Below are 14,196 nucleotides of genomic sequence, written 5' to 3' on the forward strand. Positions count from 1 at the left end.
TCCCAAATCCTTCACCGTCGATCTGGGCGTCCGCCGGGATCGTCACCTTCGCGCAGGTCGGCGGCAGGTAGGCAAATACCGGTCCGCCCTAACCCCACTTGCCACTCACGACCACCTCGACCCGGCGCGGTCTGGCGGGGCGGCGATGTCGCGAAAGCCACTTTCGGGACACCAGACGTCGCGAAAGTGGCTTTCGCGACACGCTGCGACGAGCATCACCCGCAATGGGGGCTTCGACCTCCGCGTTTAGTCGACTAAACGCGGCGGGAGTCAGAACTTCAGCTTGAAGCCGGTGTGGCTCGCCTCGAAACCGAGCCGCTCGTAGAACCGGTGCGCGTCCTCGCGTTTCACGTCCGACGTCAGCTGCACGAGCGCGCAGCCCCGTCGCCGTGACTCCTCGATCGCCCACGTCATCAGCTCCCCGCCGAGGCCGGAGCCGCGATGGCTCGCCCGCACCCGGACGGCCTCGATCTGCCCGCGCAGCGAGCCTTTCCTTGCCAGGCCGGGAATGATCGACAGCTGGAGCGTGCCGACGGCCTCTCCGGCGTCGTCGGCGACGATCAGCAGCTGTGCCGGATCGGCGTCGATCTCCTCGAACGCCTTGAGGTACGGCGTGAGGTCGTCGGCGGAATCGCGGGTGCTGCCGATCTGGTCGTCGGCGAGCATCCCGACGATCGCCGCGACGTCTTCCCGGCGGGCTTCACGGATGATCATGAGACGTAGTGTCGCACCCCGTCGGACTCGGTCGCGGTGAGTTTCCCTTGCGCCACCAGCAGATCCAGATGCGAACTGGTCTCGAGGACGGCGAGCATCTGGTTGAACGGGTCCATCTCGTCGAGTTTGCGCTTCCGGCGGGTCCAGCCCAGCCGCAGCGCGACCTCGTACGCCGTCGTGACGTCCGCGGTGATCTCGGCGCCCATGACCTCCAGGCGGTCGCGGTGGTGCTCCAGCAGTTCGTCCACGCGGGCGTGGACGCTGTCGGTGACGAGGCCGTGCGCGGGCAGCATGCGCCGGTCCGGCATCTCGCGCACCAGGCGCAGGGAGTCGAGGTAGTCGCGCAGCGGCAGTTCGGCGGGCACCGGCTGGAATCCGATGGACGGCGTGATGTGCGGAAGCACGTGGTCGCCGGAGAACACCAGCCCCGCCTCGTCGTCGACGAAGACGACGTGCCCGGCCGTGTGGCCCGGCGTGTGCACGATGTCGAACTCGCGGCCGGGCACGATCGCGCGTTTGCCGGGGGCGAGCCATTCGTCGGGCTGCTCCCACAGATGCGCCTCGGTGTGTCGGACATCGCCGAAGGCCTTGGCGAGCACCTCGACGACGGGGGCCGCGCCACAGCGCTCCAGCAGGCCGACCTGCGCCTCCATCGGGAAGCGGTCCGGATCGCCGGAGCGCGTCAGCGACGGCTCTTCGAGCTTGCCGAGCCCGACCTTGCCGCCGAATTCGCGGCGCAGTTCCACGGCCATCGTGTAGTGATCGCGATGTACGTGGGTGATCAGGAATTCGTCGATGTCGCCGAGACCCGCGCCGAGCGCCTTGAGTCCACGCGAAAGCCGCTCGCGCGCCGACTCCAGCGCCCAGCCCGAGTCGACGAGGACCAGGCGGGTGCCGTCGGTGACGACGTAGACGTTGACCGCGCGCAGCGCGTCGTGCGGCAGGGGCAGCGGGATCCGGTGGACCCCCGGCGAAACCGTGTAGACGCCTGGCTCGGCCCAGTCCCGGTCGCCGTCTTCGGGCAACGGCTCCATGGTGACCTCCGTCCCGGACGCACTCCAGTGTGCCGCCCCAGTTCCTCCACTTTGTGCCGCCGGAAGCCGAGTGTCCACTTGAGTGGGGTGAGACCCCGGTCACTTGCCGGGAATGGGCCGCTACCGCGAGGTCCGCGACGCGGATCGATGCGGACCACTGCGGAACATGCCGGGCGATGTGCTGCGTATAGGCAGTCCGGCCAGGGTTACCGCGAGGTTCACCGTCAGTGTCAAGTCGAACTTGACGCTGACGGTGAACCGGTTACTCCGGCCCTTTTTGCCATGGGCCATCACCTCCACCCCTGAAATGCTGCGCGGGCGTGCGCTCGGCAGCATCGACGGGGTTCGGAACCCCGTTAGCGCTCAGCCCTTGTCGTCCTGCTTCAGCGCGGTGTCGATGGTCAGCGCCGAGGCGACCACCATGGAGGCCAGCGGATCCCGCAGCGGCCGGTGGATCTCGACGACGTAGTTGTCGGCGGTGGTGAACGCGGCCTTCACGAAACCGCCCCAGGTCTTGGTGATCCGCGCGATCTCGACGTCGGCGTCGTCCTTGATCACGAAGTTCCACGCCCGCCAGTTCTCCGCGAAGATCCCGCCGACCTTCTGACCGTTGACCAGGAAGCCCAGCCGGATCTTGCCGAAGACGTTCTCCTGCACGATCTCCCCGATCGGGGAGTCGTCGGCCTTCGTCACCAGGAACCGGGATTTGAACACCTTCGCCGGTCGCGTCACCTTCAGCACGGTGCTGTGGTTCGCGTCGCGGATTTCGAAGCGGTGGGTCAGGTACTGGTCGTAATTCGTCAGCAGCCGGATGGCCTTCTTGAACGTGCTCTGCCCGACCTGGACGACGCCGCCGAGCCGGTTGCCGTTCTGGTCGAACACCCCGAACTCGTTGGACATCTCGATGAGTTTCGCGCGCTGGTTGACCACCAGCACGGGTTCGGAGAACAGGGTCCCGCCGCCGGTGGCCCCACCGCCCCGGCTCTGGGTTCCCTTCGCCACCTGCGCCCGGATCTTGTCCGGGTCGTGCGCACCCTCGATGTCCAGTTCGATCATCTCGGCGTCGTGGGACGGCCGTGTGTTGGCCGTCCAGGCCTGCCCGTCCCACCACCGGTACATCCGGGGGTTCTGCTGGTCGGGATACCAGCCGGCGGGCTGTGGAGAGCTCGTCATGGCAGGTCAGCGTAATGCGCTCGGTGCCGCCACGGGCTCGTCGATGGCAATTGCGTCGAATGTCCGTGTCCTCCTGTGCCCCGCCGCCCCGCGCACTCGGACCAAGGGGAGAATCCGGGTGTGAACGAACGACCTTGGCCTCCGGGCGCGGCGACGGCGATCGGTTCCCTGCCCGGCATCGATCCGGTCGAGGCCGCGTCGGTCGTGTTCGGCGAACTGCCCGAATTCCCCTTTCTGCCCGAACTTCCCGCGCGCGGCGTCGGGGCCGACATGATCGGCCGGACGGCGGCGCTGCTGGTCGATCTCGCGGTCGAGGTGGTGCCGAGCGGCTATCGCGTCGCCGCCCGTCCGGGGCACGACCACCGCCGGGCCCTCGACCTGATGAGCTGGGACCTCGACGCCGTCCAGGAGGCGCGGGAAAAGGCGGGCGTCGCCCCGCCGGTGTTCAAGGCGCAGGTCGCCGGACCCTGGACGCTCGCCGCGAACGTCGAACTCCAGCGCGGGCACCGGATCCTCACCGACAGAGGCGCGCTGCGCGATTTCTCCGCGTCGCTGCTGGACGGCCTGGCCGCCCACGTCGCGGAGCTGAAGTCACGCGTCGGCGCGCCGGTGGTGCTCCAGTTCGACGAACCGTCGCTGCCCGCTGTCCTCGACGGCGATCTCCCGACGGCGTCCGGCTACGGCACCGTTCCCGCCGTGCCCGCGCCGGAGGCCCGCGAGCTGCTGTCGACGGTGATCTCCGGGGCGGAGCGCATCACCGGACAGCCGGTCGCGGTGCACTGCTGCGCCGGAAAACCGCCGATTTCGTTGCTGCGCGCGGCGGGAGCGAAGGCGATCGCCTTCGATTTCGCCCTGCTGAGGGGCGCTTCGCCCGCGCAGCTCGACGAAATCGGCGAGACGCTGGACTCCGGCACGACGCTGATGCTCGGGCTCGTCCCCACCGCCGACCCCGGGGTTCCGGTGGAGCTGCGTGACGTGGTCACGCCCGTGCTCAAGCTCGTCGACAGGCTCGGCTTCCGCCGCGAGATCCTCGCCGAACTCGTCGTGCCGACCCCGGCTTGCGGTCTCGCGGGCGCCACCCCCGAGTGGATGCGCCGCGCGCTCACGCTCAGCCGGGAGGCCGGCAAGGCTTTCACCGAACCGCCTGAAGGCTGGTGACCGGCGCGGTAGCGTGCCCTTCATGCGTTTGTTCCGCCGTTCCCGCAAGTCCGAGGACGTTCCCGACCCCCGCACCGCCTGGCCGGAGCAGCCGGTCCCCGAGGACGCGGCCGCCGCGGCGGTGACGTTCTGGGAGGCGTGGTTCGAGCTCCTGCCGGAGGTCAGCGCCGCGCTCGGCGACCGCGAACCGCACCGCGTGGAACACGATCTCTGCACCATCGTCGAGGCGCTGCACCCCCGCCTGCACTTTTCCCTCGATCGGGGGCACCGGGCGATCTACTCGCTGGTGCTCACCGGCCAGGAGGATCCGGAACTGCGCCCGTACACCGACGCGTGGAAGGCCGCCGCGCCGCCAGAGGACGCGATCTGGGAGTACCACGACTCCGTGCCGCCGGTCCCCGATCCGAGTGAGGTGACCGTCAACCTCGGTGAGACGAGCGTCGCGCTCGCCGACGTCCGGGTGACCGCGAAGGTGGACGAATCAGCCGGACGGGTGGACGTCACGGTGTTCCATCCCCTGATCGGGGAACTCCGCCCGGAGACCCGGACGACCATGACCTTCCTGCCGCTGGACGCCACGCTGGGTGAGCGCGTCGCGGCCGAACGGCTGGGCAAGGTCGAGCTCGTGACCGAGGCGCGGGACGGGCAGCTGACCCTTCTGGAACTGCGCGAAGTGGTCGCCCGACTCGACCCGAGGGCGTCCGGAATTGTCGGTACCCCCGACTAGGCTTACCCCCGTGAGCAGCGAACTTCCGGAAAACCCCGAGCCAGTGCAGGACATCACCGAGGTCCCCGCCGAGGTCCGAGAAAGGCACGCCGAACTGGCGGAGGAGATCCGCGGGCACCAGTTCCGGTACTACGTGCTGGATTCACCGATCGTGTCCGATGGCCAGTTCGACGAGCTGCTCAACGAACTCCAGGCCATCGAAGACGAGCATCCGGGGCTGGTGACGCCGGAGTCGCCGACACAGAACGTCGGTGGCACGTTCTCGACGGAGTTCGTCGCGCACGACCACCTCGAGCGCATGCTCAGCCTGGACAACGTCTTCGACGGTGAGGAGTTCGAGACCTGGGTCGAGCGGGTCCAGAAGGAGATCGGCGCGACGAAGTACCTCGCCGAGCTGAAGATCGACGGGCTCGCGATCAACCTGCTGTACGAGAACGGCCGCCTGACCCGCGCGCTGACCAGGGGTGACGGCCGCACCGGCGAGGACGTCACGCTCAACGTCCGCACGCTGGAGCAGGTGCCGGACAGACTGACCGGAACGGACGAGTTCCCGGTGCCCGCGCTGGTCGAGGTCCGCGGCGAGGTGTACTTCCGCGTCGAGGACTTCCTGGCGCTCAACGCGAAGATGGTCGAGGCGGGCAAGGATCCGTACGCGAACCCGCGCAACACCGCCGCCGGATCGTTGCGGCAGAAGGATCCCAAGATCACGAAGTCCCGCAACCTGCGGCTGATCTGCCACGGGCTGGGCAAACGCGAGGGATTCGAGCCGAAGCGCCAGTCCGAGGCGTACGACGCGCTCGCCGCGTGGGGCCTGCCGGTGTCGCCGCACAGCAAGGTGCTGGGTTCGGACAAGGAACTGCTGGAGCACATCGAGTACTGGGGCGAGCACCGCCACGACGCCGAGCACGAGATCGACGGCGTCGTCATCAAGGTCGACGAGGTCGCGCTGCAGCGCCGTCTCGGCACGACCTCGCGCGCGCCGCGCTGGGCGATCGCCTACAAGTACCCGCCGGAAGAGGCGATCACCACCCTGCTGGACATCCAGGTCAACGTCGGCCGCACCGGGCGGGTCACCCCGTTCGCGGTGATGGAGCCGGTGAAGGTGGCGGGCTCCACGGTCGCGATGGCGACGTTGCACAACCAGGAAGAGGTCAAACGCAAGGGCGTGCTGATCGGGGACAAGGTCGTCATCCGCAAGGCGGGCGACGTCATCCCCGAGGTGCTCGGCCCGGTGGCCGACGCGCGCACCGGTGAAGAGCGCGAGTTCGTCATGCCGCTGCGCTGCCCCAACTGCGACACCGAACTGGCGTACCAGAAGGAGGGCGACATCGACATCCGTTGCCCGAACTCGCAGTTCTGCCCGGCGCAGCGGCGGGAACGGCTGTTCCATCTGGCGAGCCGGAACGTCTTCGACATCGAGGTGGTCGGGTACGAGGCCGCGGTGGCGCTGCTGGACGCCGGGGTCGTGCACGACGAAGGGGACATCTTCGACCTGGACGAGGAGAAGCTGCTCGAAGTCGAACTGTTCCGAACCAAGGCGGGGGAGCTGTCGGCCAACGGGCGGAAACTGCTGGAGAACCTCGAAACCGTCAAGGACCGTCCACTGTGGAAGGTCGTCGTCGGGCTTTCGATCCGGCACGTCGGCCCGACGGCCGCGCAGGCGCTCGCGCGGGAATTCGGTTCGCTGGAAAAGATCGAGAACGCTTCCGAAGAGGAGCTCGCCGCCGTCGACGGGGTCGGCCCGACAATCGTGCGAGCCGCGAAAGAGTGGTTCGAGGTCGATTGGCACCGCGAGATCGTCGAGAAGTGGCGTGCGGCCGGAGTGCGGATGGAGGAGGAGCGCGACGAGTCCATCCCGCGCAACCTCGAAGGACTTTCGATCGTCGTCACCGGTTCGCTGAATCTCTACTCCCGCGACGAGGCCAAGGAGTTCATCATGGCCCGCGGTGGGAAGGCGGCCGGTTCGGTGTCGAAGAAGACGGCGTTCGTCGTCGTCGGCGACGCGCCGGGGACGAAGTACGACAAGGCCGTCCAGCTGAAGGTGCCGGTGCTCGACGAGAACGGCTTCCGGGTGCTGCTGGAAGTCGGCCCCGAGGCCGCCGCCGAGCTCGCGTTGCCGACCGAGGAGGAGACCGGTGAGTGACCTGGAGATCCGGCCCGCACGGGCCGAGGAACTGAAGGCGGTCGGGGAACTCACCCTGGCCGCGTACTCCGCGGAACGGGGCCTCGTGGAGGGCGTCGGCTACGCGGCCGAGCTCGTCGACGCAGCCAAGCGGGCGGAGCAGGCCGAGCTCCTGGTCGCGGTGGACGGTGACGGCACGCTGGTCGGCACGGTCACCATCGCGCGGCCGGACACGCCGTTCGCCGAGCTGTCACGCGAAGGCGAACTGGAGTTCCGGATGCTCGGCGTGGCGCCTTCGGCGACAGGGCGCGGCATCGGCGAAGCGCTGACCAGGGCGGTCATCGCGCGGGCCCGGGAACTGGACGCGGACCGGGTGGTGCTGTGCAGCCTGGTCACGATGGAGCGGGCGCACCGGCTCTACGAGCGGCTCGGGTTCGTGCGGCTGCCCGAGCGGGACTGGGAGCCGCATCCCGGTGTGACGCTGATCGCCTACCGCCTGGAGCTCGCGTAGGTACGGCGTTTCGTCCTCCGAATGCGGTGCTTGCGCGTGCAACTACCGCATTCAGAGGACGAAACGCGGAGGTCAGCTGTCCAGGACGACGGCGACGATCCCCGCGAAGTGCGCCAGCCGTGCCACCTCGGCGGCCCGGAAGTTCGGCCCGCCCGGCCGCGCGACCAGCAGCGCCTTACCCGGCTTCCCCAGCGGCGTGGCCGCGAGTTCGGTCCCCAGTTCCTTCCACGTCTCCGGCACCCACGCCTCTTCGGCGTCGAGGATGGTGGCGCGTTCCAGCGGCAGCCACGGCAGGTCGGTGATCGGCGTCTCGGGCGCCGCGCTGGACGACGCCAGCCGCAGCGCGCCGGGCTCCGAGTGCTCGACGACGACCGCCCAGCCTGCCCGGATGATCCGCGGCACCCCTTCGGCGAGGATCTCCAGCCCCGAAGCGGGCTTCGCGGCGATCTCCTCGACCAGTTCGAGTTCGCGATGGGTGTCCAGCACCCCGGCGTACGGGCGGACGGCGTCGACCTCGACACCGTCGACGCTTTCGGCGGCGGTGATCAGCGCGTCCGGCAGCCTGCCGGAGGGGATTTCGACGACGAGGTCGTCGATGGCGATTCCGCCGCCGCGTTCGACCACGTCCACGCTCAGGATGTCGGCGCCGACGGTGCCGAGCGCGGAAGCGACCGCGCCGAGGGTCCCCGGGGTGTCCGGTAATTGGACCCGGATCAGGAACGACACACGCGCCCCTCTCGCCTCAGGCGTTCCAGCCTCGCCGTGGAACGCGCTACGCCGGGCGCCGATTGTGACAGACCGGACGGTGTAATGGGGCCCGCCATCCGGCCTTCGGGATAACGAACCAGGCACTCCTTACCCGAAGTGCCCTACCCCGGGCCGGAGCGCGGGCCGCGGCGTAACCCAGTCGAGTCCGCCGACACCGCCACCATAGACTTGCAGCTTCCGACAGAACCCGCACAGCACACCCCGGGAGTCACCCGCGTGCCCAACATTTCCCGCGACGAGGTCGCGCACCTCGCCAAGCTGGCCAGGCTTGCCGTCACCGAAGAGGAGCTGGACGTCTTCGCAGGCCAGCTCGACCAGATCCTGGACTCGGTGGCCAAAGTGAGCGAGGTCGCAGGCGAGGACGTCCCGCCCACGTCGCACGCCGTGCCGCTGACCAACGTGTTCCGTGAGGACACGGTCCGACCGGGGCTGACCCAGCAGCAGGCGCTGGCCGGTGCGCCGGCCAGCGAAGAGGGTCGTTTCCGGGTGCCGCGGATTCTGGGAGAAGAACAGTGACCGAAATCGTCAAGCTGACCGCCGCCGAGCTGGCGGAAAAGATCCAGTCCCGTGAGGTCTCGGCCGTCGAGGTCACCCAGGCCCACCTGGACCGGATCGCCGAGGTCGACGACCACATCCACGCGTTCCTGCACGTGGACACCGAGGGCGCGCTCGCCGCGGCCCGCGCGGTGGACGCGGACGTCGCCGAGGGCAAGGCGCCGAAGTCGGCGCTCGCCGGGGTGCCGCTGGCGCTCAAGGACGTGCTGACCACCAAGGGCATCCCGACCACCGTCGGTTCGAAGACGCTGGAGAACTGGATCCCGCCGTACGACGCCACCGTGACGCGCAAGCTGCGCGAAGCCGGTGTCGTGGTGCTCGGCAAGACCAACATGGACGAGTTCGCGATGGGCTCCTCCACGGAGAACTCCGCGTTCGGCCCGACGCACAACCCGTGGGACCACGCCCGCATCCCGGGTGGCTCCGGCGGTGGCTCCTCGGCGTCCATCGCGGCGTTCGAGGCCGCGATCGCGATCGGCACCGACACCGGCGGCTCGATCCGCCAGCCCGGCGCGGTCACCGGCACCGTCGGCGTGAAGCCGACGTACGGCGGTGTCTCCCGCTACGGTCTCGTCGCCTTCTCGTCGTCGCTCGACCAGGCCGGACCCTGCGCGCGGACGGTGCTCGACGCCGCCCTCTTGCACGAGGTCATCGCCGGGTACGACCCGATGGACTCGACCTCGATCGACGCGCCGGTCCCGCCGGTGGTCGCCGCGGCCCGCCAGGGCCTGACCGGTGACCTCAAGGGCGTCCGCGTCGGCGTGGTGAAGGAATTTTCCGGCGACGGTTACCAGTCGGGCGTGTCGCGGTCGTTCGAGGCCGCTGTCGAGCAGCTTCGCGCGCTCGGCGCCGAAGTCGTCGAGGTCTCGTGCCCGAGCTTCACCTACGCGCTGCCCGCGTACTACCTGATCGCGCCGAGCGAGTGCTCGTCGAACCTCGCCCGGTTCGACGCCATGCGCTACGGCCTGCGCGTGTCCGACGACGGCGCGCACAGCGCCGAAGAGGTCATGTCGCTGACCCGCGAGAAGGGCTTCGGCCCCGAGGTCAAGCGCCGCATCATGCTCGGCACGTACGCGCTCTCTTCGGGCTACTACGACGCCTACTACGGCTCGGCGCAGAAGGTCCGCACGCTCATCACGCGCGACTTCGAAGCCGCGTACGAAAAGGTGGACGTGCTGGTCTCGCCGACCACGCCGACGACGGCGTTCAAGATCGGCGAACGCGTCGACGACCCGATGGCGATGTACCTGGCGGACCTCTGCACCATTCCGTCGAACCTGGCGGGCAACGCCGCGATGAGCGTCCCGAGTGGACTGTCGCACGAGGACGGCCTGCCGGTCGGCCTGCAGATCATGGCCCCCGCGATGGCCGACGACAGGCTGTACCGCGTCGGCGCCGCCTACGAGGTCGCGCGCGACGCCGCCAACGGTGGTTCGCTGGTGCACGAGGTTCCGGAGCTGGGAAAGGCGTGACTTGCTGACACGCATCGAGATCGACGGCTTCAAGTCGTTCGATCACTTCGGGTTGGACCTGCCGCCGTTCCTGGTCGTCCTCGGCCAGAACGCCAGCGGCAAGTCCAACCTGTTCGATGCCATCCAGCTGCTGCGGCGCATGGTCAGCGCGCCGACCCTGCTCGAGGCCTTCGCGGACACGCGGGGCAATCTCGCGGAGCAGTTCCACAAGGGTGGCAACGGAATTGTCACCTTGATGCGCTTCGCGGCCGAGATGCACCTTGAACCCACGGTGACGGACTCATTCGATCAACAAGTGGAGATCCAGCATCGCCGCGTTCGGTACGAGTTGGACATCGAGCTGAAGTTCGATAGGGATATGAACCGCAGGGTTTATGTATCCCGCGAAACGGCATACTCTCTTGAAGAGCCCACCGTGCCGTTCCTGGAAACCGTGGACTCGGACGATGCTCGGGAGTTCGTGATCCATCCCGAGAGGCAAGAATACGGATTGCGTCGCCCTGCGAAGTCGGCTCGGGCGACAGTGCTTTCCGGTTTCACCTCGGTGGCTGATTTCCCGTCCTTGTTCGCGATCCGTGGTGAAATGGAATCCTGGCGGTTCCTGCAGTTGGATCCCGTCGCGCTCCGTAAGCCCAGTCCTCCGGATCGAGTAGACGGGCCTTTGGCGTCGGATGGTGCCAATCTCGCGAGCGTCCTGCGCAGGATCGAAGAATCCACTCATAATGACTACGGCAGTTCGCTGGACGAGATCGCTGTCGATCTGGTGCGAGTCGTGCGCGGCGTCTCCCGTGTGGGTGTCAGCAAGAACGCGAGTGAGGAGTGGGAAGCCCACTTGGTCAATCGCGACGGGCAGATCAGCGCGCGTGTGGCGTCTGATGGAACTCTGCGTGTGCTGGCCTTGCTCGCGGCTCTTTACGATCCGTTGTATCGAGGGCTGATGTGCTTCGAGGAGCCTGAAAATGGCATCTTCCCGGAGCGCTTGCGCAATTTGATAGGGGCATTGAAGGACATCGTCACCAATCCGATTCCAGGCGAACCGCGTGCTCAGTTGATTCTCTCCAGTCATTCTCCTCTGATGCTGTTCGAACTCGACTCCGAGGATATGCTCGTAATGGACTGGGTCACCAGGATCGAGCCGGGTGAGCCGGGACGAGGCAGCAGCATGGTGTCGCGAGTTCGAGCCTTGACCGAATCGAGTGAACTCGAAACGTTGTCCAGGCACGAGCAGCGGGCCTTGCCAGGCATTAGCCGGGACGAAGCGCGAGAGCTGCTGGGGGCTTGAGTGCGGCTGCTGAGGACCGCTGTCGCGGTCGAAGGTTCGTCTGACGAGAGCTTCTTCAAACCGTTGATGGAGCGGGTGCTCAAGGACGTTTCCGAAACACACTACGGCGCAGGTTTCGACGTTGCCGTGCCGTTGGTGTTTCGTCGCGGCCCGGATACCTGGACAACCCTGTGCGAGCAGTTCCTCGGCCGATCGCCGGGTCTCGACCTGGCGTTCTTTCATTACGACGGGATGGCAAAGCCCGAGCGTGAGGCCAAGAAATGCTGGGAACCGATGCTCCGCGAGTGGGGCAAGGCGAGTGGTACCAAACCTCTGCTGCTCCAGCTGGTGCCTGTCAGGGAGATGGAGAGCTGGGCCCTCGCCGACCTCGACGAGGTGAACCAGCTGATCGGCAGGAGGATCGACGCCTCACGGGTGTTCGAAGCAGGCCATCTGCCGGCGGTGGAGCGGCTGTCGGATCCGAAGCGGACGCTTGCCGAGACACTACGATCGAGCGGGCGAAGGCAACGATCCATCCATTTCCACCTGGAGCTCATCGCCGAGCGGATCAGTTTGACGAAACTGCTGGGCGTGCCGTCCTTCCAGGATTGGCACGAGGAGACCGTCGCCGGGTTGCGCAAGCTCGGGTTCATCGAAACTGGAGGAAAGAAGTGACCGCCGTGGTTGAGTTGATGGACTACGCCGACGTCATCGAGCGGTTCGACCCGGTGCTGGGCCTCGAGGTGCACGTCGAGCTGAACACGAACACGAAGATGTTCTGCGCCTGCGCCAACGAGTTCGGCGGAGAGCCCAACTCCAAGGTCTGCCCGACCTGTCTCGGGCTGCCCGGCTCGCTGCCGGTGGTGAACGGCAAGGCCGTCGAGGGAGCGATCCGCATCGGCCTCGCGCTCAACTGCGAGATCGCGTCGTGGTGCCGGTTCGCCCGGAAGAACTACTTCTACCCGGACCAGCCGAAGAACTTCCAGACGTCGCAGTACGACGAGCCCATCGCCTTCAACGGCTACCTCGACGTGACGCTGGACGACGGCGAGGTCGTCCGCGTGGAGATCGAGCGCGCGCACATGGAGGAGGACACCGGCAAGTCGCTGCACGTCGGTGGCGCCACCGGCCGGATCCACGGCGCCGAGCACTCGCTGCTCGACTACAACCGCGCCGGCGTGCCGCTGATCGAGATCGTCACGAAGACGATCGAGCACACCGGCGCCCGCGCGCCCGAGGTCGCGCGGGCGTACGTCACCGCGCTGCGGGATCTGCTGAGCGCGCTCGACGTCTCGGACGTCCGGATGGACCAGGGGTCGGTCCGCTGTGACGCCAACGTGTCGCTGATGGCCAAGGACGCGACCGAGTTCGGCACGCGCACCGAGACCAAGAACGTCAACTCGCTGCGCAGTGTCGAGCGCGCCGTCCGCTACGAGATGACCCGCCAGGCGGCGATCCTCGCCGAGGGTGGCTCGATCAAGCAGGAGACGCGGCACTTCCAGGAGGCCGACGGCACCACGTCGCCCGGCCGCACCAAGGAGACCGCCGAGGACTACCGGTACTTCCCGGAGCCCGACCTGGTCCCGATCGCGCCGTCGCGCGAGTGGGTCGAGGAGCTGCGCAAGACGCTGCCGGAGATGCCGTCGGAGCGTCGCAAGCGCATCCAGAACGAGTGGAACCTGACCGACGAGGCGCTGCGAGACCTGCTCAACGTCGGCGCGGTCGACCTGGTCGCCGAGACCGTCGAAGCGGGCGCGACGCCGGACGAGGCCCGCAGCTGGTGGGTCAACACGCTGGCGCAGGAGGCCAACTCCCGCGAGATCGAGCTGACGGAGCTGGCGATCACCCCGGCGCAGCTGGCCGAGGTCATCGCGCTGGTCAACGCCGGTGAGCTGACCAACAAGCTGGCCAAGGAGGTCGTGCAGGGCGTCCTCGCCGGCGAGGGTTCGCCCGCCGAGGTCGTCGAGAAGCGCGGCCTGAAGGTCGTCTCCGACGACTCCGCGCTCATCGCGGCCGTCGACGAGGCGCTGGCCGCGCAGCCGGACGTCGCCGAGAAGATCCGCGGCGGCAAGGTGGCCGCGGCCGGGGCGATCGTCGGTGCGGTCATGAAGGCCACCAAGGGCCAGGCCGACGCCAAGCGCGTGCGCGAACTGATCATCGAGCGAGTCGGTGCCTGAACTCGCTCTGAAGAAGGTCACCTGGCGTGAGTGGCTCGGCCTCGCGGCCGGGCTGCTCGCGCTGGTGGCCTTGTTCCTGCCGTGGACGACGCTGACCGCGTCGCGCCCGGAGATCGAGGACGTGCTGACGACGCTGCCCGCCAACGATGTCACGCGCGACGCGTGGCACGCGGGTTTCCTCGCCTGGGCGCCGCTCTTCATGGTGTTCCTGCCCGGCCTCGCCGTCGTGCTGTTCGGCCGCGTCGACGCCGTCCGCCGCGCGGGCCTGCCGCATCTGTGGCTGATGGCGGTCATCGGCGGGCTGCTGCTGATGGTGCTCGGCCTGGTCACCCTCGACTGGCAGTTCGACGCCGACCAGCGCGGGATCTTCTCCGCCGCCGGCATCGAGATCGGTGCGGGTCTCGGCCGCTACCTCGGCCTGGTGGCGGCTGTCGTCTCCGCCGTCGTCGCCTTCTTCGACGTCCGGCTCCTGTGCGCCGAAACCCGCGCTCGCCGCTGACCCCTCCGCGCGGTTAGTCCTCTGA

General features: G+C 68.1%; 14 protein-coding genes. 10 read left to right on the plus strand and 4 right to left on the minus strand.

The genetic code is table 11. From position 1 onward, the window contains the following. Positions 1-270: 270 nt before the first annotated feature. From ACZ6YV_RS29245 to ACZ6YV_RS29255, 3 genes are all read right to left on the minus strand, one after another. Complete coding sequence (locus ACZ6YV_RS29245) at positions 271-714, minus strand: GNAT family N-acetyltransferase (RefSeq protein ID WP_465512657.1); 444 nt, start codon at positions 712-714, stop codon at positions 271-273. Beyond that, positions 711-1,748 (minus strand): MBL fold metallo-hydrolase, encoded by a 1,038-nt coding sequence (locus ACZ6YV_RS29250; RefSeq protein WP_465512658.1) that lies wholly within the window; start codon positions 1,746-1,748, stop codon positions 711-713. Before ACZ6YV_RS29250 ends, ACZ6YV_RS29245 begins: the two co-directional genes overlap by 4 nt. A 363-nt stretch (positions 1,749-2,111) precedes the next feature. Then, on the minus strand, positions 2,112-2,921 hold the full coding sequence (locus ACZ6YV_RS29255; protein WP_465512659.1) for an LURP-one-related family protein: 810 nt from the start codon (positions 2,919-2,921) through the stop codon (positions 2,112-2,114). Between the two features lie 120 nt (positions 2,922-3,041). Here ACZ6YV_RS29255 and ACZ6YV_RS29260 point away from each other — a divergent pair, with 120 nt between their 5' ends. The 4 genes from ACZ6YV_RS29260 to ACZ6YV_RS29275 are packed head-to-tail and all read left to right on the plus strand — an operon-like array spanning position 3,042 to position 7,439. After that, the gene (locus ACZ6YV_RS29260) at positions 3,042-4,079 is read left to right on the plus strand and encodes a methionine synthase (protein ID WP_465512660.1); all 1,038 of its coding nucleotides are present in this window, start codon (positions 3,042-3,044) and stop codon (positions 4,077-4,079) included. Positions 4,080-4,101: 22 nt separating this feature from the next. Further along, positions 4,102-4,806 (plus strand): hypothetical protein, encoded by a 705-nt coding sequence (locus ACZ6YV_RS29265; protein ID WP_465512661.1) that lies wholly within the window; start codon positions 4,102-4,104, stop codon positions 4,804-4,806. A gap of 10 nt (positions 4,807-4,816) precedes the next feature. Further along, on the plus strand, positions 4,817-6,949 hold the full coding sequence (gene ligA / locus ACZ6YV_RS29270) for an NAD-dependent DNA ligase LigA (protein ID WP_465512662.1): 2,133 nt from the start codon (positions 4,817-4,819) through the stop codon (positions 6,947-6,949). Further along, entirely contained in the window at positions 6,942-7,439 is a 498-nt protein-coding gene (locus ACZ6YV_RS29275; protein ID WP_465512663.1) for a GNAT family N-acetyltransferase, read from the plus strand. Before ligA ends, ACZ6YV_RS29275 begins: the two co-directional genes overlap by 8 nt. A 72-nt stretch (positions 7,440-7,511) precedes the next feature. Here ACZ6YV_RS29275 and ACZ6YV_RS29280 read toward each other — a convergent pair whose 3' ends face one another. Continuing rightward, positions 7,512-8,165 carry an ACT domain-containing protein gene (locus tag ACZ6YV_RS29280; protein ID WP_378238009.1) on the minus strand — a complete coding sequence of 218 codons (654 nt, stop codon included), beginning with the start codon at positions 8,163-8,165 and terminating at the stop codon, positions 7,512-7,514. A gap of 258 nt (positions 8,166-8,423) precedes the next feature. On the opposite strand from ACZ6YV_RS29280, the gene gatC reads away from it, so the two are divergent. Genes gatC through ACZ6YV_RS29310 form a run of 6 tightly spaced genes read left to right on the plus strand, consistent with a single transcriptional unit; the run spans position 8,424 to position 14,171 of the window. Beyond that, positions 8,424-8,723, plus strand: coding sequence for an Asp-tRNA(Asn)/Glu-tRNA(Gln) amidotransferase subunit GatC (gatC, locus tag ACZ6YV_RS29285; RefSeq protein WP_005162012.1), 300 nt, complete (start codon positions 8,424-8,426; stop codon positions 8,721-8,723). Then, positions 8,720-10,234, plus strand: a complete 1,515-nt coding sequence (gatA, locus tag ACZ6YV_RS29290; protein ID WP_465512664.1) for an Asp-tRNA(Asn)/Glu-tRNA(Gln) amidotransferase subunit GatA — start codon at positions 8,720-8,722, stop codon at positions 10,232-10,234. Before gatC ends, gatA begins: the two co-directional genes overlap by 4 nt. A 1-nt stretch (position 10,235) precedes the next feature. Continuing rightward, on the plus strand, positions 10,236-11,516 hold the full coding sequence (locus ACZ6YV_RS29295) for an AAA family ATPase (RefSeq protein ID WP_465512665.1): 1,281 nt from the start codon (positions 10,236-10,238) through the stop codon (positions 11,514-11,516). After that, the gene (locus tag ACZ6YV_RS29300; RefSeq protein WP_465512666.1) at positions 11,517-12,170 is read left to right on the plus strand and encodes a hypothetical protein; all 654 of its coding nucleotides are present in this window, start codon (positions 11,517-11,519) and stop codon (positions 12,168-12,170) included. It abuts the gene before it with no gap. Next, entirely contained in the window at positions 12,167-13,672 is a 1,506-nt protein-coding gene (gatB, locus tag ACZ6YV_RS29305) for an Asp-tRNA(Asn)/Glu-tRNA(Gln) amidotransferase subunit GatB (RefSeq protein WP_465512667.1), read from the plus strand. The genes ACZ6YV_RS29300 and gatB overlap by 4 nt, the downstream gene beginning before the upstream one ends. Beyond that, positions 13,665-14,171, plus strand: coding sequence for a hypothetical protein (locus ACZ6YV_RS29310; RefSeq protein ID WP_465512668.1), 507 nt, complete (start codon positions 13,665-13,667; stop codon positions 14,169-14,171). Before gatB ends, ACZ6YV_RS29310 begins: the two co-directional genes overlap by 8 nt. Positions 14,172-14,196 lie beyond the last annotated feature (25 nt).

Source organism: Amycolatopsis sp. NPDC102522, from assembly GCF_055584485.1.

Excerpts from the sequence above, each read along its gene's own strand:
- ACZ6YV_RS29265 (WP_465512661.1), top strand. The coding sequence starts at position 4,102 with ATGCGTTTGTTCCGCCGTTCCCGCAAGTCCGAGGACGTTCCCGACCCC.
- ACZ6YV_RS29255 (WP_465512659.1), bottom strand. The coding sequence starts at position 2,921 with ATGACGAGCTCTCCACAGCCCGCCGGCTGGTATCCCGACCAGCAGAAC.
- ACZ6YV_RS29245 (WP_465512657.1), bottom strand. The coding sequence starts at position 714 with ATGATCATCCGTGAAGCCCGCCGGGAAGACGTCGCGGCGATCGTCGGG.
- ACZ6YV_RS29250 (WP_465512658.1), bottom strand. The coding sequence starts at position 1,748 with ATGGAGCCGTTGCCCGAAGACGGCGACCGGGACTGGGCCGAGCCAGGC.